Here is a 23,245-nt window from a genome sequence, read left to right as displayed (position 1 = left end):
TCAATCCTTTAAAATGATGTCCTTCTGTAAACAGAATCCCAAACAACTATAAAATATCAGCGTAAACGTTTTATCTTCGAGTATATTGTAGAAAAGTCCTGCTAATAATGCGGCCAACATCAGGCAGATGGTGAACGCCGCTAAAGTGCCTTTTCCCGATTTCAGGATTTTCCGGAAGGTGAAAAAGATGAATGCAAGAACCGCAAGGAAGCCCAGTACACCAGTTTGTACTAGAATCTGGATATATTGATTATCGGTATACATCCTTTCACCAATTTGGTATTCCTGATAAATTGGTGAGGAAAAGGATAATGTGGCAGAATCTCCGAAGGTTGCTAACCCGGTGCCGATTATCGGGTGATCTTTGAAAATTTCAATTCCCTTGATCAGGACATATAAACGGCCCCACTCTGTACTCTGGTGCAGAGTCTTATCAGAGAACATATCTGAAAAACGATTGGAGAGGGCATGTTCGTGTTCAGTAGAAGGGGTGCTTCCGATTATCACATTTTCCATTGGAATCGATGCGGATACCTCCACTTTACTTGATGCAAATAAAACTGGGTAATAAATAAGAAGCAGTCCGAGACAAAATGCTCCTACAGCATATTTGAGAAATGGTTTATTTCTGGTCCATATTATAAAGACAAGCGCCGCGAATCCGAATGCAATCATCGTGCCCCGTGAATAGGTAAGCAGTAATGTTCCGGAAAGCAGGATGGCAGCGAGAAAAACGAGCCATTTATATTTTTTCAGCGACTGAAATAGAAAGAAACTAAGGAATAACTGGATGCTTAAGAATAAGGCGAATACATTGGGATTGGCAGGTGCTCCATAAATCCTCATCCGGTTTGTTGCAGAAAGATTCCACATTTCCCATGAGTGTGGAAGCAGGAGCGTGCGTAAAAAGATTTTCTCCACTATGCCATGCAGGCAAAGTAACATTGTAAATATTAGGATAACCTTCAAAAAGCGAAAGATATCCTTTCTTTCTAGATTTAATTCACCGATAATGTAAAGAAGCAAGAATGTAATAAGCAATGCACGAAGTTCAAATAGGATGGGGAGGACTCCCACTCCGTTCATGAGCGCAGCTGCGGCGCCGATTAAACAAAACAACCAAAATGGCGCAGTAAAATGATATTTCGAAAATTGCCATTCGTTCTTTTTGAAACTTTCAATAAGCAAAGAAATGAATAGGGTGAGGATGATCAGGTCACCTGTATAGGTTAAGCCGCTATTTAGTTCCATCAATAAGGGACGGGCAGGGAAATAAATGAATAGAATTAATAACAGGTTTTTTTTATTTATACCGATAAAAAAGAGCATCAGCGCCGTTGTCATGTAACCGGCGATAGGGTGGGGCACTGCCGATGGGACGAGCAGGCACAGTAATAGAATGGGTAACGATTGTTTTTCGATAAACTTCAATTGATTAACCACCTTTGAATCAAAAATCACGTTCTATGATGTGTATGAAAAAATTTCTTGAATAATACCCCACCCTTTAGATGTATAGTACATATGAAAGGCTGAAGTGAAATGAAAGAAGAGTTTGTTGAGATACTATCCATACCATTCATTGATAGCAATATGGATGAATTCATGAATGGAATGATCTATCCAAGATTGATGAATCAGGAAAAAACGTTTGTCGTTACGGCAAATCCGGAAATAGTTGAGTATGCAAATGAACATCAGGATTATAAAGACATCATATTATCGGCTGATTACATCACTCCTGATGGCGTTGGTATTATTATGGCCTCTAAATGGCTAAATCAACCTTTACAAGAGCGGATTACAGGATTCGACTTGATGAATGAATTATTTCGGGTCGCTGATGAAAAAGCGCTGAAGGTATATCTGCTTGGAGCGGAGGAAAGCGTGATTGAAGCGGCAGCCCTGAAAGTAAAAGAATTATACCCGGCTCTCGAGTTGGTCGGATACAACCATGGTTACATTGATATCAAGGATGATGCCCTGTCTAAATCGATAGCGGAGCTTGAACCTGACATCATTTTGACTGCATTGGGGTTCCCTAGGCAGGAAAAGTGGGTTTCCAGGCACTATGCATTATTCAATAAGGGGTTATTCATGGGAGTTGGGGGAAGCTTTGATGTCCTTGCTGGTAAAGTGAACCGCGCCCCGGTTTTCTGGCAAAAGATGCGTCTTGAATGGTTGTACCGACTTATCCAGCAACCTTCACGGTGGAAACGGATGCTTGCGCTGCCAAGATTCGTATTAAAGGTTAGGCGGTTGAGGAAATCGGTGCAGCGTTCCTGAACATAAGGAGTGGACTGGATGAGGATCTTGCATTTAAACGCCGGTAATGAAACCGGCGGCGGTATGTTTCATATTATGTCCTTACTGAACCAATTGAATAAAGAGGAGTGTTTGCTTGGTTTATTTGAAGATGGTGAACTTTACCGGCGGGCCATGTCCTCCGGGATACAAACCAAAATTTTTAAGCAACATTCCAAATATGACCTTTCAATTTTGAAACCTTTACGGGACTTTATCCGTCTAAATAATATAGACATCATCCATACACATGGTCCGCGGGCGAATATATATGGTGCCTTTATAAAGCGCCTCCTTAAATGCCCTTGGCTTCTTACTGTTCACAGTTCACCCCATCATGACTTTTTGGGGCAGGGAGTAAAAGGGAAAATTTTCACAGGCCTTCATGTAAGGTCAATTCAATATGCCGATCATATACTGGCAGTTTCCGACCGCTTTAAGCAGGACTTGATTGACCAAGGAATCCATTCGTCCAAAATAACAAAGATCCTAAACGGAATCGACTTTGAAAAGGAATTGCCTTTCCCGTTTCAAAGGGAAGATTTCGGGTTTGGGCAAGAGGATTTCATCATCATCATGCCAGCAAGGCTTGAACGTGTGAAAGGTCATGAATTTGCTTTTGCGGCATTACGTGATGTGGTATCGGAATTTCCCCATGTAAAGCTGCTGCTTGCAGGGGACGGGAGCAGGAGATCGGCTTTGGAAGAGATGGTCACGGAAAAGGGATTATCCGATCACGTGCACTTTTTAGGGTATCGTGAAGATTTAGATCGAATCTACCCATTGGGAGACATCACACTATTGACTTCCTTAAGTGAAAGTTTTCCACTGGTTTTACTTGAAGGAGCAAGATCGGGCCTTCCGGCAATCACAAGTGATGTCGGCGGTGTAAAGGAATTGATTCCCGATCGAAGCAAAGGCTGGATTACGGATATCGGCGATGTCGAACAGCTGAAATTGGCCATCTGCAATGCGTTAAAATTAAAAAAATCCGGGGACCTGACAAAGATAGGGTCGGATTTACAAAAATTTGCAAAAAACAACTTTTCTATAGAGATTTTAGCCAAAAACGTATATAATGTTTATTTGAGGATGAAAAATTAAAATAAGCATTTATATATAGGTTTTCTTATAGATCGTTACGGGTATTAGATTTTTAGTTGAATTGAGGTGGTTCTTGATGTTAATAGGGGCCTTGTTGGTATCCTTTTTATTATCCATTTTTTTGACTCCTTTTGTCGGAAAGCTGGCCTTTAAATTAGGAGCTACCGATAAACCGAATGAGCGAAAAGTGCATAGTAAAATTATGCCGCGTATGGGCGGTTTAGCTATATTTTTGAGTTTTTTCATTACCTTTTTACTTTTCATGAATTTACTTTTCAAGAATGATTTTGGGGAGCAACTGCCCCTTCTGGTGGGAGCCCTTGTCATCATTTTGATCGGGATGGCAGATGATATTTTTGAATTAAGAGCCGCACCCAAATTCCTGGGCCAGGTTTTGGCTGCCCTCATCATCGTATTATGGGGCGGTCTTGAAGTGGAATTCATTAATTTGCCGTTCATTACCGATACACTTGAATTTGGTGTTTTAAGTATACCGATCACCATTTTGTGGATTGTCAGCATCATTAATGCAATCAACCTGATAGATGGACTGGATGGCCTTGCAGGCGGTGTCTCTACGATCGCATTAGTGACAATTGCAACAATGGCCCTCATTAAAGGGGACCTATTTGTTGCCATGGTCGCATTGATCGTGATTGGAAGCACTCTTGGCTTTTTGAAATATAACTTTCATCCGGCAAAGATTTTCATGGGAGATACAGGCGCATTATTCTTAGGTTACATCATTGCCGTCCTGTCCCTGCTAGGGTTTAAAAACGTTACGATGATTTCATTGATCGTACCGATCATCATTTTGGGTGTTCCCATTTCGGATACATTTTTCGCGATCATCCGCAGGCTCGTCAATAAACAGCCGATCTCGGCTGCTGATAAATCCCATTTACATCACTGTTTAATAAATTTGGGATTCACTCATAAACAGACTGTCTTGCTCATCTACGCTTTAGCTGCTTGCTTTGGTTTAGCAGCCATAATCTTTTCATTTGCAACGATGTGGGGTGCATTGATCCTAGTAACGGGAATCCTGCTGATCATAGAAATTTTTGTGGAGAAAATTGGTTTGGTCAATTCAAACTATCAGCCTTTGCTCAAGATGCTCAATTTTAAAAACAAGCCATGATCATTTTGGAAATAGATTGCTAGATTAGCTAATTTTTCTAGTGAAAAAAGCCACCAGCCGTTTAGTTGTAACGGCTGGTGTTTTTTTTTGCTCCTAAATGGATGGCGCAAAGATAACAAAAAAGGAACCCCCCACTACTGACCAGTGGGGGGTTCACCTTATTCTTGTATTTGTGATTGAACTGCTTCAGTTTGGGTGCCTTCAGCTGGCCCCAGGTTCAAGTGGGATTGAAGCAACAGCTTAGTGTTCGCTAATGATGTTTCGTTCAGCTGATAATAATAGGTTCCGCTAATGGTAGAATCCTGACCTTCAAGTTTAATGGTTTCAAGATTGAGGCCTTTATCGGTAGTTACATATTTTATGAAGCCTCTCATTTGTGAGAATTGAAGGTTCGTTGTCATATTGTCACCGACAGCTTCCATTACGTCCGTATATTTCGTTAGTGATCCAGCTGAGGTTGCTTTGGCGATGATCGCTTTCAGGACTTCCTGCTGACGCTCACCACGTTGGATATCACTGTCCTTTTTACGTGTCCGTGCAAACGCTAATGCTTCCTCACCATTAACAGTCTGTAATCCTTCTTCGAGATGGATGGCATTCTTCTTGTCATTGGAATCCATTTCATTCAATTCATAAGGTACGTCGACTTCGATACCGTCCAATGAATCTACGACATCGATGAAAGCATTAAAGTTCATGCGAACATAATAATCGACAGGGATATCGAGTAACTCCTCAACAGTGTCCATCGTCGCTTTCGGTCCGCCGGCAGCATGAGCAGCGTTGATTTTTGTGGTTACGCCTTTGGCTGGCACGTACACATAGGAATCACGGGGAATGCTTAGTAGTTTTATAGATTTCTGGTCTTTATTGAAAGTGGCCAGAATTAAAGCATCCGAGCGTGAGTTTCCTTTAAAATCACGTTCCTTGCTATCATCGATACCAATGAAAAGAATGGAGAAATTATCTTCGAGCGGGTCGATTGCTGCACTTCGCTTTGCTGATGCTTCCACAGGGTCATAGGAATCATTGAATACATTCTGGGCTTTCATATACAGGGTTGCAGCATACGTAGAAGCACCGAGCCCTAGTACCAGCAGGGGAACAAGTAATAACCAAAGCCTCTTTCGCCTTTTTTTCTTTGTTTTTTTAATTTTATAAACACGCCTAGTAGTAGACATCTTTTTCTTCTCCTTTTAAATAACGAACATCAGACATATATCGCTATTTTTCGAATCCTGCAGTTTATATTTCGTCATTTATTACACCTAATTTTACAATGATTTAATAATTTCGTAAAATAAATATTTCTTTTCAATTATATTACAGCATAAAAAAGGAAAAATATGCAGGAGTATATCAGGCGAATTCCTCTTCCAAATAAAGCATTTCTTCCTCAGTGATATGGCCCTGGCCATTTGTCAGCTCTGTAATCCAAGCGGTATATGTCTCTTTTTGTGTTTCCTCAACATATACAAGGATATTGACCTGATCAAGGTACTGAATTTCTTTTATTTGGTAAATGGAAGATCTCAATTCGTTTTCCAATTTTCCAAGCCAGGTATAGTCGACGGTTGTCGAAATGACCCGCATTAGTTTTCTAATGACCACACCAGTGGTATTTATTCCTTCTGAAGTCGCTTTGCTGTATGCGCGAATGAGACCGCCAGCACCAAGTTTAATGCCGCCAAAATACCGTGTGACCACAACTGCGGTGTCTTTCAGTTCCTTTTTCTTAAGCACTTCCAGGATAGGGACGCCTGCCGTTCCACTTGGTTCCCCATCGTCGAGGGCTTTTTGGATTTGATTTTGTTCCCCGATCATATACGCTGAACAATTATGTGTGGCATCTTTGTGCTTTTTCTTGATTTCCTGGATAAAGGCCTGTGCGGCATCCTCGGTTTCGACCCGGGCGATGTGGGAAATAAAACGGGATTTTTCAATGACGATTTCATGTTCGCCGCGACCTGCCACCGTTAAATATTTAGTCAGCATTGCTATTCCACCTTCGTACTTCCTATTAGTTGATTTATTATAAGGCTTTGTGGAAAAAGTGGCAATGACGATTCATTTACAAGCCGCATGTGTAAAGAAACTTTAATATAAGATAAAGCTGTACGTGTTATAATTAATTTCATTGCCTGTTATTGTTATTAGCTGGTCATATATGCTTAAAAGAATAACATTGTAGGAAAAACACGAGTTCTGTGCCATTATCCGGGCTTTACCTTAACGTGTCCTCTCTTTTCAAGGAATTTGCCATTTAATAAATGCATCAGTTTCATATGATAATCAATTAGCGGAATATCCCATTTGATTGAAAAGGATATTATGTATTAGGATAATAGAAATGGCTTTCTGCCTTTAAAAGGCAGACTGAATGGCCGGAAAATGAGATGTATAGTAAATATGTACATTTTATGGAAATCATAAAAGGAAATTAACGTATTTTTAATCTATTTTTGGTACAATATGTTCATGAAGGTTACTTCATATAAAAGTTTCCTGAAATTTAACCATTCATGAAAAAGGAAAAGCACTTTTTTCCATATACATAGTCTTTAAGATAATAAATTGTTTAAGTCTTTTGATTTAAGTGGAGGGATCTTAATGTCCATAAAAAAGGTTGATGCTAAAGCATTGGACAAGATCTTAGAAACAATGGTGAGCACTGTTAGCGAAAGTAAGGATGAAGTCTTTGATATCGGCGAACAATGCCGAAAGGATTTCGAGTCATTATCAAAAGAGCTTGATGATGTGAAAATCAGGGTTGCCATTGTGATAACCGACAGCGATGCACTGGATTCAAAAGCCAGGTTTGCTCGAAAAAGGCTTTCAGAAGTCAGTATGCACTTCAACCATTTTTCTGAAGAACAGGTGCGCGATGCTTATGAAAGGGCACATAAGCTGCAAGTCGATTTACAAATTAACCGGCAATTGGAGAAAGAGCTCCGTAATCGCCGGGATGAGCTTGAGTTAAGGTTAAGGGGTTTACAGCAGACGATCGATAAAGCGGTGCATCTCGTCTCGCAAATATCGGTAGTACAGAACTATTTGACACAGGATCTTAAATTTGTCGGGGAAGCACTTCAAGAAGCGAAACGCAAACAGGACTTCGGCCTGAAAATAATCGAAGCCCAAGAGCAGGAACGCAAAAAGCTCTCACGTGAAATTCATGATGGGCCGGCGCAAATGCTGGCAAACGTCATGATGCGCTCAGATCTGATAGAACGAGTGCAACGGGAGAGAGGACCTGATGAAGCGTTAGTGGAAATCCGCAGTTTAAAGGTCATGGTAAGGAATGCTTTATATGAAGTGCGCAGAATCATCTATGACCTTCGTCCTATGGCGCTTGATGATTTAGGACTAGTTCCTACCCTCAGGAAGTACCTGCAAACGACCGAAGATTATAATAATGGCGTAAATCTGAATTTCGTCAACCTTGGGCAGGTCAAAAGGCTTCCTTCGGATATGGAGGTCGCTTTATTCAGGCTGGTTCAAGAGGCAGTACAAAATTCATTGAAGCATGCGGAACCAAAACAGATTCAAGTTAAACTGTCCATTTCCAAGGAGATGGTGACCGTCGTCGTCAAGGATGATGGAAAGGGATTTGACTCTTCGATTCAAAAAGAAGGTTCATTTGGCTTGGTAGGAATGAGAGAAAGAGTCGAGCTGCTGGAAGGTGAAATGACGATAGATTCACAACCAGGGGCAGGCACTTTAGTATTTATACAAATTCCCTACCATATATAAACTAAACTATAGAGAATAGACTTTTTAAATAGAAACTAGGAGGAAGAAGCCGTTGAAGACTAGTATCATCATTATCGATGACCATCAGCTTTTCCGTGAAGGCGTAAAGCGCATATTAGATTTTGAATCATCCTTTGATGTTGTTGCCGAGGGTGATGACGGAAGCGAAGCTATGGATCTCGTTGAAACACATAAACCTGATGTTGTCATCATGGATATCAACATGCCGAACATGAATGGGGTCGAGGCGACAAAAATGCTCGTGAACCGATACCCTGAAACAAAAGTCATCATCCTTTCCATTCATGATGATGAAAACTACGTACAGCACGCATTGAAAACAGGAGCATCAGGATATCTGTTGAAGGAAATGGACGCAGATGCGTTGATCGATGCTGTGCGTGTAGTTGCTGAAGGCGGCTCATATCTTCATCCGAAGGTGACCCATAACTTAGTTAAAGAATATCGTCGCTTGGCAGCTGAAGAAGGTGCTGATCGTGATTCCGTACATACAATAGAAATCAGGAGGCCGCTTCACCTATTGACTCGACGCGAATGTGAAGTGCTTCAACTTTTAGCGGATGGGAAAAGCAATCGTGCCATCGGCGAAACCCTATATATCAGTGAAAAAACAGTCAAGAACCATGTAAGTAACATTCTTCAGAAGATGAATGTGAATGACCGTACACAAGCGGTTGTCCTGGCCATTAAAAACGGCTGGGTAGAAGTGAAGTAATCAAAGCTATCGATAAGTCCGGCTCTTCAGATTCCGCAATGCGTGCTGAAGGGCTGGATTTTTTTTGTTGGAAGGGTGACTGGGTTGTTTCATATTTTTGGTAATTCAGAAAGTAATTTAATGCAAATAAAGGCATTTTCAGATAGAATGGTGAATATGATACGAAGTAAATTTTTATAAGGATGGTACTTTTATGAAAACTGCAGTCGTAACAGATAGCACTGCATATATACCTAAGGAAATGCGCGATCGTTTACATATACATATGATGCCGCTGAATGTCATTTTTTCCAATGAGGCTTACCGGGAGGAAGTTGATATTACTGCGGATGAGTTTTATGAGGAAGTAAAGAGGCAGGAGAAATTGCCGACCACTTCACAGCCTCCCATCGGGAAGTTTGTCGAGAAGTTCGAGGAGCTGCAAAAAGAGTATGATGAGGTTATTTCCATTCATTTATCGAGCGGCATCAGCGGAACGTATCAAGGAGCGGTATCGGCGGGTGAAATGGTCGAGGGAATTAAGGTTCATGCTTTTGATTCGGAAATCAGCTGCATGGTACAGGGATTTTACGTGATCGAGGCGGCCAAGATGGCACTTGATGGTAAAGGTGCAGAAGAAATCATAGCCAGGCTCGAAGAAATGAAGCCATCGGTCAAGGCATACTTCATGGCAGATGACCTATCCCATCTGCAGCGCGGGGGACGCTTAAGCAGTGCCCAAGCATTGATTGGCAGTTTGCTTCAAGTGAAGCCGGTTCTCCATTTTGTAGATAAAGTCATCGTCCCATTCGAAAAAATCCGCACAAGAAAAAAGGCGATGAAGCGGATTGCCGATATGCTTGGAGAAGACGCGGCGAGCGGAGAGAAATATAAAGCTGTCATCATTCATGCAAAACGGGAAAGTGAAGCAAAGGACTGGAAAGCAGAACTTGAAGCCCGGTTCCCGAATGTCGAGTTCGACATCAGCTACTTTGGACCAGTAATCGGAACGCATCTGGGCGAAGGCTCGATGGGGATGGGCTGGTATAAAATTTAAGTTGTGACGCCTTTCGAAAGGGAAAGGCGTTTTTTCATGGAGCAAAAAGGAATCCGGGAGTAAAAAGCGAATGATAAGGAGGTGCGTAATTTATCAAGAAAAGGAGGTTGCAGTTTGGAACAAATGAACATTTCCCCCCCTTATTCCCCGGAACTTCAGAACCATCTCGCCGGAAAACATCTTTTGGCCATCGAAATCCCCTTCTCCCAAGAACTCCTCACAGAGCATCTCAAGAATGGGTATGTCTCGGAAACTTGCGGCGTGCAATCCGTGAACGGCAGTTATCTCTGTATGCGCTGCGGTAACAAAGATCAAACGTTGTTTTATACATTCCCTTGCAAGATTTGCGATCAAGATTGCACTTACTGCCGCTCATGCATCATGATGGGACGGGTCAGTGAATGTGCAAAGTTATATAGGTGGACCGGACCCGGCATTCAGTTTAAGGTTCCTGACATTTTGATGAGATGGGAAGGCACTTTATCGGAAGGTCAACAGACTGCCTCCGACCGTGTTGTTGAAGCTGTAAACGGAAAAGGTGAACTCCTGGTATGGGCTGTATGCGGGGCCGGAAAGACGGAGGTCCTATTCCCGGCGATCGAGGCAGCCTTGCGTGCAGGGAAACGGATTTGTTTGGCAACACCGCGGACCGATGTCGTTCTCGAGCTATCCCCAAGGTTAAAAAATGCTTTTCCTGCCATTGAAGTCACGACCCTCTATGCCGGCAGTGCCGATCGACATGGATTTTCGCCACTAACCGTTTCCACGACACATCAGCTTTTTCGTTTTATTGAAGCTTTCGATGTCATCATCGTTGATGAAGTCGATGCGTTTCCCTACTCAATTGATGATTCGCTGCATTATGCGGTCAATAAATCAAAAAAGGTTTCTGCGTCAACCATCTACTTGACCGCCACACCTTCGAAACGGATGCAGCGGCAATACCGCAGCGGTAAATTGAAAGCCGTCATAATCCCGGCCCGTTATCATCGTCAGCCAATCCCTGTCCCTGAAATGAAGTGGAGCGGCAATTGGCAAAAACTCTTTCTTCAAAACAAGATTCCTTCCAAAATTAATGGCTGGGTAAGTGAACGCCTTATGCGGAACATCCCCTTCCTCTTATTTTTTCCAAGCATTGAAGTGATGGAGCAGGTCATTCCGCTGTTTCAAATGCTGTCCCCGGAATTAACGATTGTCCACTCCCGGCACCCTGATCGAAAGGAAAAAGTAATGGCACTAAGACATGGATTGGTGCCAGGATTACTGACCACGACCATCCTCGAACGCGGCGTGACTATAGAGAGGCTGGAGGTAGCCGTGATCGGTGCTGAACATGAAGTGTTTTCTGATAGTGCCCTCGTTCAGATTGCCGGCAGGGTAGGGAGAAGCTTTGCTAATCCTGCCGGGACGATCACCTTTTTTCATTACGGTAAAAGTAAAGCGATGGTCGAGGCGGTTCACCATATTCAAATGATGAATAAAGATGCCATGAAAAGGGGGCTGCTCTTATGAATAGATGTCTTGTTTGTGATGAAGTAATGAAGCGGGCGTTGACATGGAGGGGCTTGCTTAAGCAGGTAGAGTCAAGAGCAATCTGCGCAGGATGTGAGGGGAGGCTTAATAGGATTACCGGAGAAACATGCACAATGTGTTCAAGGGAGCTTGGTGGGGTTCATATTACCGGTGCCCTCTGTCCGGATTGTTCAAGGTGGGAAAGGAATAAGGAATGGCGCGGCTATTTGTCGAAGAACATATCGCTATTTCATTATAATGAATACTTAAAAGATATTATTGCTAAATATAAGTACCGTGGGGATTATGCATTAGCTGAGGTTTTCGTCCCTTTTTTGAAAGAAGGGTTAAAGGACATGGAGGTTGACCTCGTAACGGTCATCCCGCTTAGTCGTGAACGGCTTAGGGAACGGGGATTCAACCAGGCACAGGCCTTGGCAGACCTTCTTGGACTTCAGACGGTTGAGATTTTGACAAGAATCCATACGGAAAAACAATCAAAAAAATCACGTCAAGAGAGAATGTCATTACCGCAGGTTTTTCAGGTCATGCAATCAGATTTGCTGGAGCATAAATCCATTTTGATCATCGATGACATTTACACGACAGGCACAACTCTCAGGCATGCAGCTAAAGCCTTAATAATGGCTGGGGCCAAAGAAGTATCATCCATCACCCTGGCTAGGTGAAACAGCTTATTTTAATGAACATCCCTAAAGTATCGCCGGTATTATTCGATATATACAGTACTGAAGAATAATCGCTGTGATGGTGAAGGAGGGGCCTCGATGGAAGTATTCAACTGTCCAAGCTGTAATTCGTTATTCGTTTTGACGAAATTCCGTGATGTATGCGATGCCTGTTATAAAGAAGAAGAAGCCCAATATGATAAAGTGTATGCATATATTCGCAAGAAAATAAATAGAACGGCGTCCATGATGCAGGTGGTTAAAGACACCGGCGTTGAAGAAACGTTAATTATTAAGTTTGTGAGAACAGGAAAGCTGAGAATTTCGCAGTTTCCCAATCTGGGAATTCCATGTGAAAAGTGCGGCGCTAACATCAATAGCGGAAGGCTATGCGGTAGATGCAGCGATTCACTGCGTACCGATTTGCAGGCATTTGAAAATGAGGAAAAGCGCCTGACTGAAATTCAAGGAAATGATAAAAAAAATACCTACTACATGAAGGATGATCAAAAAGGATAAATCATGGAAACATGACGCGGTATTTGTTAAAATATTCGATATTGAGAACAAAATTCGACAATGGGTGTCGAAGGAAGATTGCCCGAAACAATTAAAGAAATCCATTCCTTGTCGATAATAACGATAGGGAGAATAACACAGTCCAGAGCCATTTCATGTGTTAATGAATCGAAACATTATGGGATTTATAAAATCGACCGAAGGAGAGGATCTGGAATATGAAAATCAATAACGTCGGTATGACAGGTGTTAACCCTTATAATCTTCAAGCCAATAAAACGGGGAATATCAAAGAAACCAAGGTCAAATCCTCGGATAAAGTTGAAATTTCTTCAGCGGCAAAAGAAATGCAGCAATCATCACCGATTCTTGCTGCAAGACAAGCGAAAGTGGACGAATTGAAAATCCAAGTTGAAAAAGGAAATTATAAATTGAATGCACAAGCAACGGCTAAGGGTCTCATCGATTTTTACCGGAAATGAATTTTCAATGAAAAAGCTTGAATGAAGTGGACGGAGTAATTTTCCGTCCTTCATTTATGAGTGGAGGAGGCAGCAAAATGTCTGCACGGAACATTATCGAATCGCTTCAAAAATTGATAAAGCTTCATAAAAGCTTCAATCAATTGGCGATAAGAAAAACGGCCATTTTGAAAGCAAATGATACCGAGGCTATTAGTGCCCTGCTGATTTCGGAACAAAAGCATATTAAAGCGATCAGTCAAACGGATAAGGAAAGAGGAAGGGCAGTCGAGGAATTCCTTGCAGCCAATGGAACGGCGGGACAGCCTTCCTCCATCCATACCGTAACGGAACTGACGGGACAAGAAGAAACGGAAATCCTTGAAAGGCTAAAAGCGGAATTGATTGATGAGGTGGCAAAGCTGAAGGAGCGGAACGGTTTAAATCAGCAATTGATCTATCAGTCCCTTCAATTCATCAATCTCTCTTTGGATATGCTGAGGCCGCAGAACCATAATCTGAATTACGGGGATTCGGTAAAGAAAACGGCCAATATCGGCATGGGAATGTTTGATTCCAAAGCATAATAAGCAGAAAAAGATGGAGGTGCGAGCAAATGATTTCAACCTTTATGGGACTTGAGACTGCCAAACGCGGATTATCCACCTCTCAAGGGGCCTTGTATACAACAGGAAATAACGTGGCCAATGCCAATACATTAGGATATTCAAGACAGCGGGTCAACCTGGTCCAGACGTCGGGCTTTCCTACTGTCGGTTTGAACAGCCCGCGCGTTGCCGGCCAAATCGGGACAGGGGTGGCTGCTGAAACGGTTCAGCGGATCCGGGACAGTTTCCTGGACGCACAATACAGGACACAAAGCAATAAAATCGGTTATTACGGGGCCATGAGCGAATCCCTGACGAAAATGGAAGGCGTCATGAACGAGCCGACAGACAGCGGATTAGCGGCCACGATGGAGAAGTTCTGGAATTCGCTGCAGGGGCTGACGGCCAATACGGAAAACTCCGGGGCGCGTGAGGTGGTTGCCTCGACGGGCGTCATGGTCGCGGATACCCTGAACTACTACTACAACTCGCTTACGAACGTTCAAACGGATATCGGCAATCAGATAAACGTCAAAGCGAACGAAATCAATACGCTCATCAGCAGTATTGATCAGCTTAACCAACAGATCAGCAAAGTGGAGCCTCATGGTTATATTCCCAATGACCTTTACGATAAACGTGATGTACTCGTGGACAATCTCTCACAGCTTGTCAGCATTAAGGTGAATAATGTCATTCCGACGGATTACGGCAGAGCCAGCGATGTGGCCACGGGGCTATACAACATCGAATTGATGCAAGAAGACGGTTCGTCTTTTGTGCCGCCCATCAATCTAGTCAGTGTTAACCAAACAGGGATGGTGGGAACTTCGAAAGTTGAAGTCAGCCATGATAAAACGACAGGTATGGTGGACGGATTGAAGTTTGGTTCGAAAACATTGACGGATTACAATTTCTCCGGAGAACTGTCCGGTCTGATCAACAGCTTCGGCTATAAGAAGGCTGATGGCACGATCGGCGGCGCTTATCCTGATATGCTGAAAAAGCTCGATAATATGACGACGGCTTTTGTGAATGAGTTCAATGCCATCCATAAACAAGGGTATGCCCTAGGTGATGACAGCACTTCCCAATTGAACTTCTTTGAACTTGAACCTGGTAAAAGTGCCGCCCAAAGCATAAGGGTGAATGGTGAAATCGTTAAGGACCCCACAAAAATTGCCGCAGGCGGTAAAAGCGGAGGGGCATCCGGTGATAATGAAAACGCGAAACTCCTGGCTGACCTTAAAAAGAAGGCGTTCAGTGAGTACTCGACTAAAGGCCAAAACTCCGATGAATTGACGGGAAGCTTCGACACTTATTATTCCGGTATCATCGGAAAGCTTGGTGTGGATTCCCAAAGCGCCCAAAAGAACCTTTCCAACTCTGTCGTGCTTGCTGCCTCGGTCAATCAAAATAGGGAGTCTGTCAGTTCCGTATCCCTTGATGAAGAAATGACGGACATGATCAAATTCCAGCAGGCATACAATGCATCCGCAAGAATGATGACGATGATGGATGAAATGCTCGATAAAATCATAAACGGAATGGGTACAGTAGGCCGATGATAGGAGGAGACGAATATGCGGGTAACGCAATCGATGCTAACCAATAATATGCTGAGCAATTTAAGCAGCAGTTACGAAAAGATGTCCAAGCTGCAAGATCAGGTTTCTTCTCAAAAGAAGTTCTCCAAGCCATCCGATAACCCTGTTGCGGCCATGATGGGGATGGGGTACAGGACAAACCTCAATCAAATAGGGCAGTATCAAAGTAACATTGCCGAGGCGACCAATTGGATCGACAGCACGGATGATGCCATTACTGAAAGTGTTTCCGCCATGCAGCGGATTCGTGAATTAACCGTTCAAGGCAGCAATGGCACGTATGAAGGGGAACAGCTTAAAACGATTACTGAAGAAATTAAACAATTAAAAGAACATCTCATAACCCTTGGCGACACACAGATCGGCGGGAAGTATATTTTCAACGGCCAGGATACCAATGTAAGGCCTTCGTCCGTTAAAGACGGGAATGGAAATACCGTGTATGGCACAGGGGACATAAACCTTGAAGTGTTTTCGGGGATTTCCCTTAAAATCAATACGGACGGTTCCAAGATATTTGGTGATGCACTCGCTGCCGGGGGAAGCATCGACAAGGCAATCGAGGCACTCGAAAACGGCGGGGACGTGAGCGGCACACTGGAAGGACTTGATGCAACGATAAATACGTTCTTAGGCATGCAGGCACAGGTTGGCGCAAGGCAAAATCGGATTGAGCTGATGACGGACCGCCTCAAGCAGCAGGAGGTTTTTGCCACTGAAATCCTTTCGAAAAATGAGGATGTCGATATCGAAAAGGCAATCATGGATTTGACGACCCAGGAAAGTGTCCATAGTGCTGCTTTAAGTATCGGCGCAAAAATCATGCAGCCGAGTTTATTGGATTTTCTTCGCTAAGCTATTCTTAAATGGATAGCTTTTTTCTATAAGGAGTGTTGATGATGCAGATTCCGCAAATTAGATTGCAATCCACCCCAATGACGATTGGAGTGAATATAGAACAGCCTGTACAGCAAATCGAACAGAAGGCTGCGGTCCAATCCATTCAACAGCCGCAAGCGATCCTCGAGATTCAAACGACCCGAGGCAAGCTGACGATCGATCAGTCAAAAGCAAGGGAAGACATGGATTTGAAAAGCCTCTCAGTAAGAGTTGATGAATTTGCGCAGCAGGGATATCAGGATTGGCTGGCGGGTATGGCAAGACGTGCCCAGCAGGGAACTGAGCTAAGGCATATTGAAAAAGGCGGTAATCCACTCGCTGAACAGGCCAGGCAAAACAGCAAAGGACCAGAGAAGAGCTTCAATCTCGGCTGGATTCCCTCTCCATTCAGCGTGAAGCTTGACTACCAGCCAGCGGAAGTGAAGATTGAAGCAACCGCCCAAAAACCGATCATTGATGCTCAAATCAATAGGGTGAATCATACATACACACCAGGCAGTGTTGATGTCGAAATTCTACAAAAAAATGCGCTGGATATAGATTTCATCAATTTATATCCAGATGAGATAGGGAAGTGAAAACATAGATGATTCTACAAACAAAGTTTCATGGCGAAATCGAATTGGCAGAGAAAGAGATTTATGTATTTGAAAGCGGGATACCAGGATTTTTAGAAGAAAAACGGTTTTGCTTGCTAGCTTTGGATGACACGCCATTTTTCGTCCTGCAATCGACGGAAACAAAAGAGCTTGCCTTCATTGTGACCGATCCTTTTGAAGTGTTTCATGATTACGAAGTGAAGCTTACGGAAGAGGTATTATCTTCTTTACAAATAGAAACGGAACTGGAAGTGATTACTTTCGTCATCTTAACGATTCAGGACCCTTTTAATGAAACGACGGCGAATCTCCAGGCACCCATCATCATAAACGGCCCTAAAAAAGTCGGAAAGCAATTCATCATAAATGCCAGTGAATACCGTACAAAGCACAAACTGTTTGAACCTCCAGCAGAACAGGGGGGAAAATGATGCTCGTTTTGACCAGAAAACCAAATGAAGCGATCATGATTGGCGATGATATCGAAATTACGATCCTGTCCGTCGAGGGGGAACAGATCAAACTGGGGATCAATGCCCCGAAAAACGTCTATATCCATAGGAAGGAAATCTACTTATCCATCCAGCAGGAAAATAGAAAAGCCTCCAAAACAGAAACCAATTTTCTGGAAGGCATAAATGAGTATTTCCAGAAAAAATCGTAAAATCCGCTAAATATGTTTCCAAGCAGGTCGATATTAAGTATACAACGATGGGCAGTGAAATAGGCGGCCGACTTATTCACTGCCCATCGTAAACAACCACATGGACGTGGGGACTAAAGACTCAAGGAGGAAACATAAATGATTATCAATCACAATATCTCAGCTTTAAACACGCACCGCCAATTATCAAGTGCAACGAATGCACAATCCAAATCAATGGAGAAACTAGCTTCAGGTATGCGCATCAACCGTGCAGGCGATGACGCAGCCGGTCTTGCAATCTCTGAAAAAATGCGTGGACAAATCCGCGGATTGGACCAAGCTTCCCGTAACTCACAAGATGCCATCTCTTTGATCCAAACGGCTGAAGGTGCATTGAACGAAACAACTGACATCCTTCAACGTATGCGTGAACTTGCTACACAAGCATCAACGGATACTAATACAACTAGTGACCGTGGAGAAATCCAGAAGGAAATGGATTCATTAACATCTGAAATCAACCGTATCGGTAACACGACTGAATTCAATACTCAGAAACTATTGAATGGTTCTAAGGATTCAGCAACTGCAGCAATCGCTGTTGGAGATGAGTTAAAGCCTTCTGTATCTTCAAAAGTAACAGTTGGGGATTTAACATTCACAGCGAAGGCGGACGGAGATGCAGCTGGAGCTGATGGAAATGATTACTCTGTTGAAATCGTTCAAGGTAGTGGAACTAGTACAGCTAGCTCAGTAGCGCTTTCTGGAAATAAAATCACCGTTACTCTAGGGACAGACGGTAGTGACGATCCATTGGCCGTCTCTGCGGATGATATTAAAGCTCTTATCGAAGGCAATAATGACACTAAAGATTTAGTGTCCGTTACAGTTGCAGCTGGAAAAAATGGTGCGGCACAAGCAGTTGCTGGTGAAAAAGATTTTACAGGTGGGGCAGCCGCAGTTCTTGCTACTGAAGAAGTTGCAGCTGGGTCAGGTCTTCAATTCCAAATCGGTGCAAACGAAAACCAAAGCCTGACACTTGAAATTGGTGACATGCGTGCAAGTGCTCTTGGATTGACTGGTACAGGTACAGGCTTCACAGCTGGTACAAATGTAAGCAATGGTACAGATTCTACAGGTGTGGAATCAGGCCTGGATGTTTCTAATGCTAAAAACGCATCAGCTGCCATCACAAAAATCCAAACAGCGATTGATAAAGTATCAGCTGAACGTTCTAAACTAGGTGCTAACCAAAACCGTTTAGAGCACACGATCAACAACTTAGGTACTTCTTCTGAAAACCTGACAGCTGCTGAATCGCGTGTTCGTGATACAGATATGGCTAAGACAATGATGGAGCAAACTAAAAACTCTATCTTGGCGCAAGCATCTCAAGCAATGCTAGCTCAAGCCAACCAGCAACCGCAGGGCGTTCTTCAGTTACTTCGTTAATTGAAGAGTTAGCTTAACAATAAAGGGTCTGACACTTTGTGTCAGGCTCTTTTTTTTGTACTGATTGAGGGGTGTAAGGAACACAACATGTATAAAAAAAGAGATTACTGCCCTTTAAAAAGTAGGGACATTCGTTATGTCACCAAGGAATCTTATGGCTACAATCCTAATGATATTATCTTCATTGGGTATGGTGTTACCACAGAATACGTAGATGAAGATGTGATTACTGTGTATGGTGAAATGACTGGTGAATACAGCTATCAATCACAAGCCGGATGAGATATATCGATCCCTAGTGTGTTCATTCATTTGAATAAAAAGAGAAGTCCAAACTAAATGTTTAAACAAAGTTGATTGGAACGGAAGGTGCGAGACTCCTGCGGGAATGCGAGTCCAAGGGAGACCCCGCAGGCGCAAAGGCGCCGAGGAGGCTCCCGGACTGCCCGCGGAAAGCGAGTGCCTGGAGTGGAAATCAACGGTCAAAATTTAAAAGCCTAAAACAACTGAGACTCTAGATATTTTTCTGGAGTTTTTTTAGTAGAATCTCTTTTATAGCAAAGGATCTTTAATGAATGTCTGCAGGTGCAACCAAAATCCAAGAGTGACTAAATATAAAATCTTAATTACCGATATAAAAAGTAAAGAATTCATATTGGGGGCTATTTAGATGCTGGAGAGTTTGTCCACGAATATTCTTTCCTCACAGCTTAGAACAGCAATCTCGGATGGAATCAGTTCATATTATCAGCGGGAAATGAATACGCTAGCCTATTCGGAGCAAAGTGTGGAATCTACTGATGTGCCTTCAAAAGAAAAGGTGCAGGAAATGGTGGATAGTTTGAACACATTCCTGAATCCGACACATACGGCGGTTAGATTTGAATATCATGAGAAGCTGAATGAGTATTATGTCAAGGTAGTGGATGACGTGACGGATGAGACGATCAGGGAAATTCCACCTAAGAAGCTATTGGATTTCTATGCGGCAATGACGGAGTTTGTCGGCATAATGGTGGATGAAAAAATATAAGCGGGTGATCAATTTTGGTACGAATCAGTGGTTTAGCAAGCGGGATGGACATTGATGAATTAGTTAAGAGCATGATGCAGGCAGAACGGGTGCCATTGGATAAATTAACACAGAAAAAGCAGTATTCCGAGTGGCAGCGGGATGATTACCGCTCGATCAATACGTCTTTATCAGAATTGGATACGCTCATTCGTGATGGAATTGGGAAGCAGTCTTCCTTTATTAAAAAGAAGGTGTCGGTATCGAATCCAGATGCTGTATCAGTGAGAAATGTGAATTCGACCAGTGATTTTTCCGGGAATGTACAAGTGAATGGGCTTGCCAAAGCAGCAACCATGAAAAGTACGGAAAAATCAGCTGTTACTGACCCTAAAAAGAAATTATCGGAATTGGGAATCACGACACCTCAGGATATTACGATACTGGCCATCAATAAAGATGGCGGTTTTGATACGGAAGTAAAAGATGGAGCAACAGTGGAAAAACCGTATACGCTTACCCTTAATGCGGACGATACGTTAGAGAGTGTCATAAATAAAATTAATGCAAACTCGGGAGTGACTCTATTTTTCGATGAAACGTCCCAGCAGTTTTCCATCACTGCTAAAAATACAGGTGATGTTAAGGATCGAGCTGAAATTGAATTAGGAGGCACCGGGGATTTTTTCAATATGTTAAAAATGAGCAGTAACAATGAAGGAACTGGCGGCTCGAAAGGGGAAAATGCGTCGATTGTTTATAATGGACTGGACATTTCCCGGCCCTCGAATACGTTTCAGATTAATGGAGCGGAAATAACGGTGAAGCAAAAAACGATGGATACCGTCACTTTCTCTTCAACAGCTGATGTGGACGCCATCCTGGACACGATCACACAGTTTGTGAATAAATACAATGAAGTCATTAAAAAGGTCCAAGATAAAACGGGTGAAGCGAAATATCGATCCTTTACCCCGCTTACCTCTGAGCAAAAGAAGGCAATGACAGAGGATGAAGTGAAGCTTTGGGAAGAGAAGGCGAAGAGCGGAACGTTAAAAAGCGATTCGACGTTAAAAAGTCTCCTGACTACAATGAGGTCATCCCTATACACCTCGGTGGATGGGATCACAGGAAAAAACAATCTCAGCAGCTTGGGGATCACCACGACCAAGAATTACCTCGAGGGCGGTAAATTAACGATTGATGAGGACAAGCTTAGGGCAGCCATTAGTGAGGATCCCAATGCGATTTATGATATGTTCATGGCCAATGGTTCGGAAAAGAGCGACAAGGGCCTCGCGCGCCGGTTAAGGGATGATATAGAATCATCCATGAAGGCGATTACTGAAAAGGCCGGAAAGGCCGGCTATGTCAATAACAATTTTACAATCGGAAAATTGGTTGATGGGCTGGATAAGAAGATTTCAACATTTGAAGCAAAGTTAACGAAATTGGAATCGCGCTATTACAATCAGTTCACGGCGATGGAAAAAGCGATTCAAAAGGCAAACAGCCAAAGTGCATCGTTAGCTTCTTATTTTAGTTAAGGTTAGTCGGAAAGGAAGTTAAATATGGCAATAAATAATCCATATCAATCGTATCAGCAAAATTCAGTCAATACAGCATCCCCGGGAGAGCTTACATTAATGCTTTATAATGGCTGTTTGAAGTTCATCATGCTTGGGAAGAAGGCCATTGAAGCAGGAAATATCGAAGCGAAGAATACGAACATCATCAAGGCGCAGAATATTATCCGCGAATTGATGGTGACGCTGGATATGGATGCGGATGTATCCAAAGATATGATGAGTCTGTATGATTTCATGAACCGGCGTCTGATCGAAGCGAATATGAAAAATGATGTTTCTGCCTTGGAAGAAGTGGAGGGCCTTGTTACGGAGTTCCGGAATACTTGGAAGGAAGTAATTCAAATCAATCGGAAAAAACAATTTACCCAAAGCGGTCAAGTGTAATGGTGATTAGGACCTTTCATGATTTGACTGTTGAATTGCTTGCCGTTCTGGAAGATCACACGATCATAGAGCGTGATGATAAAATAGAAAGGATCACAAAGCTGATCGATCAGCGGGATGGACTTCTTTCTCAAATCAAGCCCCCTTTTACTGCTGAAGAGCAGCAGCTGGGACGTGCAGCACTGTTGCTCAACCAAAAGGTCGATCACTTGCTGAAGCTCCAAAAGCAGGAGATTCAGCGGGATATCCAGGAAATAAATAAGAAGAAAAAATCATCCAATAAATACACGAACCCGTATGAAAGTCTATCAGTGGATGGTATGTTTTACGATAAAAGAAATTGATTACCCAACCGTTTGGATTCCAAACGGTTTTTATGTTAATTATTTTTAAATTTTCTGTAAATAAAATAGGCTTAATTTTTTCTTTCTAGCATAGCATTTGATATAATGAAGCTAGGGCAGACATCAACCCTTTCCAAACCTTCCGACAATTGTTTCATTATTTCGACATATTTCATGATGTGTTTCTAAAAGGAACCGGAGGGGTATTGTAGAATCTAACTGTATAGTCTTAATTTAAGGAGGACTCACTTTATGAATTACAACGTACGCGGTGAAAACATTGAGGTAACTCCAGCAATTCGAGAATACGTCGAAAAGAAAATTGGCAAGTTAGAACGATATTTTAACAATACACCAGATGCAAATGTGTTAGTGAACTTAAAAGTGAACAATAATACATCAAAGGTCGAAGTGACGATTCCCATGCAGAATTTGGTTCTTCGTGCTGAAGAGGAAAATGCGGATATGTATGCTGCCATTGACTTGATCAATGATAAGCTTGAACGCCAAATTCGTAAACATAAAACGAAGGTCAATCGTAAGTTCCGGAATAATCTATCGGCTGCACCAGATGCATTCGGCTTCAATACGGAAGTTGATGAAGTGGTGGATGAATTCGAAGACGATAATGATATTGAAGTGGTCCGTAATAAGCGCTTTGATTTAAAGCCGATGGACAGTGAAGAAGCGATTTTACAAATGAATATGCTTGGTCACAGTTTCTTCGTTTACACGAATGCGGATACTAATACAACGAACGTAGTGTACCGCCGAAAAGATGGACGCTATGGATTGATTGAACCTAGTTAATTATTATTTTAAGATCACAAGCACAGCCCAGTCTTTGGG

26 protein-coding genes are annotated in these 23,245 nt (G+C 42.7%); 23 read left to right on the top strand and 3 right to left on the bottom strand.

Features of this window, described 5'->3' with window-relative positions; translation table 11 throughout:
- The gene (locus MPH60_RS19670) at nt 1-1,431 is read right to left on the bottom strand and encodes an O-antigen ligase family protein (protein WP_241594673.1); all 1,431 of its coding nucleotides are present in this window, start codon (nt 1,429-1,431) and stop codon (nt 1-3) included.
- Between the two features lie 111 nt (nt 1,432-1,542).
- Here MPH60_RS19670 and MPH60_RS19665 point away from each other — a divergent pair, with 111 nt between their 5' ends.
- The 3 genes from MPH60_RS19665 (at nt 1,543) to MPH60_RS19655 (ending at nt 4,549) form a co-directional block, all read left to right on the top strand.
- Entirely contained in the window at nt 1,543-2,286 is a 744-nt protein-coding gene (locus MPH60_RS19665) for a WecB/TagA/CpsF family glycosyltransferase (protein WP_241594674.1), read from the top strand.
- 18 nt (nt 2,287-2,304) lie between these two features.
- Nucleotides 2,305-3,408: a glycosyltransferase family 4 protein gene (locus MPH60_RS19660; protein WP_241594675.1), complete on the top strand. Its 1,104-nt coding sequence runs from the start codon at nt 2,305-2,307 to the stop codon at nt 3,406-3,408.
- Between the two features lie 76 nt (nt 3,409-3,484).
- Entirely contained in the window at nt 3,485-4,549 is a 1,065-nt protein-coding gene (locus MPH60_RS19655; protein ID WP_241594676.1) for a glycosyltransferase family 4 protein, read from the top strand.
- A 158-nt stretch (nt 4,550-4,707) separates the two neighbouring features.
- On the opposite strand, the gene MPH60_RS19650 is transcribed toward MPH60_RS19655, so the two are convergent.
- Together MPH60_RS19650 and MPH60_RS19645 are read right to left on the bottom strand one after the other, a co-directional pair.
- Entirely contained in the window at nt 4,708-5,730 is a 1,023-nt protein-coding gene (locus tag MPH60_RS19650) for an LCP family protein (protein ID WP_241594677.1), read from the bottom strand.
- Between the two features lie 178 nt (nt 5,731-5,908).
- The gene (locus tag MPH60_RS19645; protein WP_241594678.1) at nt 5,909-6,544 is read right to left on the bottom strand and encodes a YigZ family protein; all 636 of its coding nucleotides are present in this window, start codon (nt 6,542-6,544) and stop codon (nt 5,909-5,911) included.
- A 615-nt stretch (nt 6,545-7,159) separates the two neighbouring features.
- Between MPH60_RS19645 and MPH60_RS19640 the strand changes: the two genes are divergently transcribed.
- From MPH60_RS19640 to hpf, 20 genes are all read left to right on the top strand, one after another.
- Nucleotides 7,160-8,302: a sensor histidine kinase gene (locus tag MPH60_RS19640; RefSeq protein WP_241615858.1), complete on the top strand. Its 1,143-nt coding sequence runs from the start codon at nt 7,160-7,162 to the stop codon at nt 8,300-8,302.
- A gap of 52 nt (nt 8,303-8,354) precedes the next feature.
- A complete protein-coding gene (locus tag MPH60_RS19635; RefSeq protein WP_241593035.1) occupies nt 8,355-9,038 on the top strand; it encodes a response regulator transcription factor in 684 nt (227 codons plus the stop codon).
- Between the two features lie 193 nt (nt 9,039-9,231).
- On the top strand, nt 9,232-10,074 hold the full coding sequence (locus tag MPH60_RS19630) for a DegV family protein (RefSeq protein ID WP_241593036.1): 843 nt from the start codon (nt 9,232-9,234) through the stop codon (nt 10,072-10,074).
- 123 nt (nt 10,075-10,197) lie between these two features.
- Nucleotides 10,198-11,586, top strand: a complete 1,389-nt coding sequence (locus MPH60_RS19625) for a DEAD/DEAH box helicase (protein ID WP_241593208.1) — start codon at nt 10,198-10,200, stop codon at nt 11,584-11,586.
- Nucleotides 11,583-12,275 (top strand): ComF family protein, encoded by a 693-nt coding sequence (locus tag MPH60_RS19620; RefSeq protein WP_241593037.1) that lies wholly within the window; start codon nt 11,583-11,585, stop codon nt 12,273-12,275. The genes MPH60_RS19625 and MPH60_RS19620 overlap by 4 nt, the downstream gene beginning before the upstream one ends.
- Nucleotides 12,276-12,374: 99 nt before the next feature.
- Nucleotides 12,375-12,794: a TIGR03826 family flagellar region protein gene (locus MPH60_RS19615; protein WP_241593038.1), complete on the top strand. Its 420-nt coding sequence runs from the start codon at nt 12,375-12,377 to the stop codon at nt 12,792-12,794.
- Nucleotides 12,795-13,012: 218 nt separating this feature from the next.
- The gene (gene flgM / locus MPH60_RS19610) at nt 13,013-13,276 is read left to right on the top strand and encodes a flagellar biosynthesis anti-sigma factor FlgM (protein ID WP_241593039.1); all 264 of its coding nucleotides are present in this window, start codon (nt 13,013-13,015) and stop codon (nt 13,274-13,276) included.
- Between the two features lie 77 nt (nt 13,277-13,353).
- The gene (locus MPH60_RS19605) at nt 13,354-13,842 is read left to right on the top strand and encodes a flagellar protein FlgN (RefSeq protein ID WP_241593040.1); all 489 of its coding nucleotides are present in this window, start codon (nt 13,354-13,356) and stop codon (nt 13,840-13,842) included.
- A gap of 29 nt (nt 13,843-13,871) precedes the next feature.
- The gene (gene flgK, locus MPH60_RS19600) at nt 13,872-15,431 is read left to right on the top strand and encodes a flagellar hook-associated protein FlgK (RefSeq protein ID WP_241593042.1); all 1,560 of its coding nucleotides are present in this window, start codon (nt 13,872-13,874) and stop codon (nt 15,429-15,431) included.
- Nucleotides 15,432-15,446: 15 nt separating this feature from the next.
- Nucleotides 15,447-16,325 carry a flagellar hook-associated protein FlgL gene (gene flgL, locus MPH60_RS19595; RefSeq protein ID WP_241593044.1) on the top strand — a complete coding sequence of 293 codons (879 nt, stop codon included), beginning with the start codon at nt 15,447-15,449 and terminating at the stop codon, nt 16,323-16,325.
- 41 nt (nt 16,326-16,366) lie between these two features.
- On the top strand, nt 16,367-16,948 hold the full coding sequence (locus MPH60_RS19590) for a DUF6470 family protein (RefSeq protein ID WP_336275672.1): 582 nt from the start codon (nt 16,367-16,369) through the stop codon (nt 16,946-16,948).
- Between the two features lie 8 nt (nt 16,949-16,956).
- Nucleotides 16,957-17,400: a flagellar assembly protein FliW gene (gene fliW / locus MPH60_RS19585; protein ID WP_241593046.1), complete on the top strand. Its 444-nt coding sequence runs from the start codon at nt 16,957-16,959 to the stop codon at nt 17,398-17,400.
- Nucleotides 17,400-17,633: a carbon storage regulator CsrA gene (csrA, locus tag MPH60_RS19580; protein ID WP_241593048.1), complete on the top strand. Its 234-nt coding sequence runs from the start codon at nt 17,400-17,402 to the stop codon at nt 17,631-17,633. The genes fliW and csrA overlap by 1 nt, the downstream gene beginning before the upstream one ends.
- 138 nt (nt 17,634-17,771) lie before the next feature.
- Nucleotides 17,772-19,067 carry a flagellin N-terminal helical domain-containing protein gene (locus MPH60_RS19575; protein WP_241593050.1) on the top strand — a complete coding sequence of 432 codons (1,296 nt, stop codon included), beginning with the start codon at nt 17,772-17,774 and terminating at the stop codon, nt 19,065-19,067.
- Nucleotides 19,068-19,154: 87 nt separating this feature from the next.
- Nucleotides 19,155-19,349, top strand: a complete 195-nt coding sequence (locus tag MPH60_RS19570; protein WP_241593052.1) for a hypothetical protein — start codon at nt 19,155-19,157, stop codon at nt 19,347-19,349.
- A 388-nt stretch (nt 19,350-19,737) separates the two neighbouring features.
- A complete protein-coding gene (flaG, locus tag MPH60_RS19565; RefSeq protein WP_241593054.1) occupies nt 19,738-20,100 on the top strand; it encodes a flagellar protein FlaG in 363 nt (120 codons plus the stop codon).
- Nucleotides 20,101-20,114: 14 nt separating this feature from the next.
- Entirely contained in the window at nt 20,115-21,626 is a 1,512-nt protein-coding gene (locus MPH60_RS19560) for a flagellar hook-associated protein 2 (protein ID WP_241593056.1), read from the top strand.
- A gap of 24 nt (nt 21,627-21,650) precedes the next feature.
- Complete coding sequence (gene fliS / locus MPH60_RS19555) at nt 21,651-22,052, top strand: flagellar export chaperone FliS (RefSeq protein WP_241593057.1); 402 nt, start codon at nt 21,651-21,653, stop codon at nt 22,050-22,052.
- Entirely contained in the window at nt 22,052-22,396 is a 345-nt protein-coding gene (locus tag MPH60_RS19550; protein ID WP_241593060.1) for a flagellar protein FliT, read from the top strand. Before fliS ends, MPH60_RS19550 begins: the two co-directional genes overlap by 1 nt.
- A 252-nt stretch (nt 22,397-22,648) precedes the next feature.
- Complete coding sequence (gene hpf / locus MPH60_RS19545) at nt 22,649-23,206, top strand: ribosome hibernation-promoting factor, HPF/YfiA family (protein WP_241593062.1); 558 nt, start codon at nt 22,649-22,651, stop codon at nt 23,204-23,206.
- Nucleotides 23,207-23,245: the final 39 nt, after the last annotated feature.

This window comes from Peribacillus sp. Aquil_B1 (assembly GCF_022603275.1).
In the GTDB taxonomy this organism is placed as follows: Bacteria; Bacillota; Bacilli; order Bacillales; family DSM-1321; genus Peribacillus.
The sequence above is the reverse complement of the archived record's forward strand: the minus strand, read 5'-3'. Positions and strand labels throughout refer to the sequence as shown.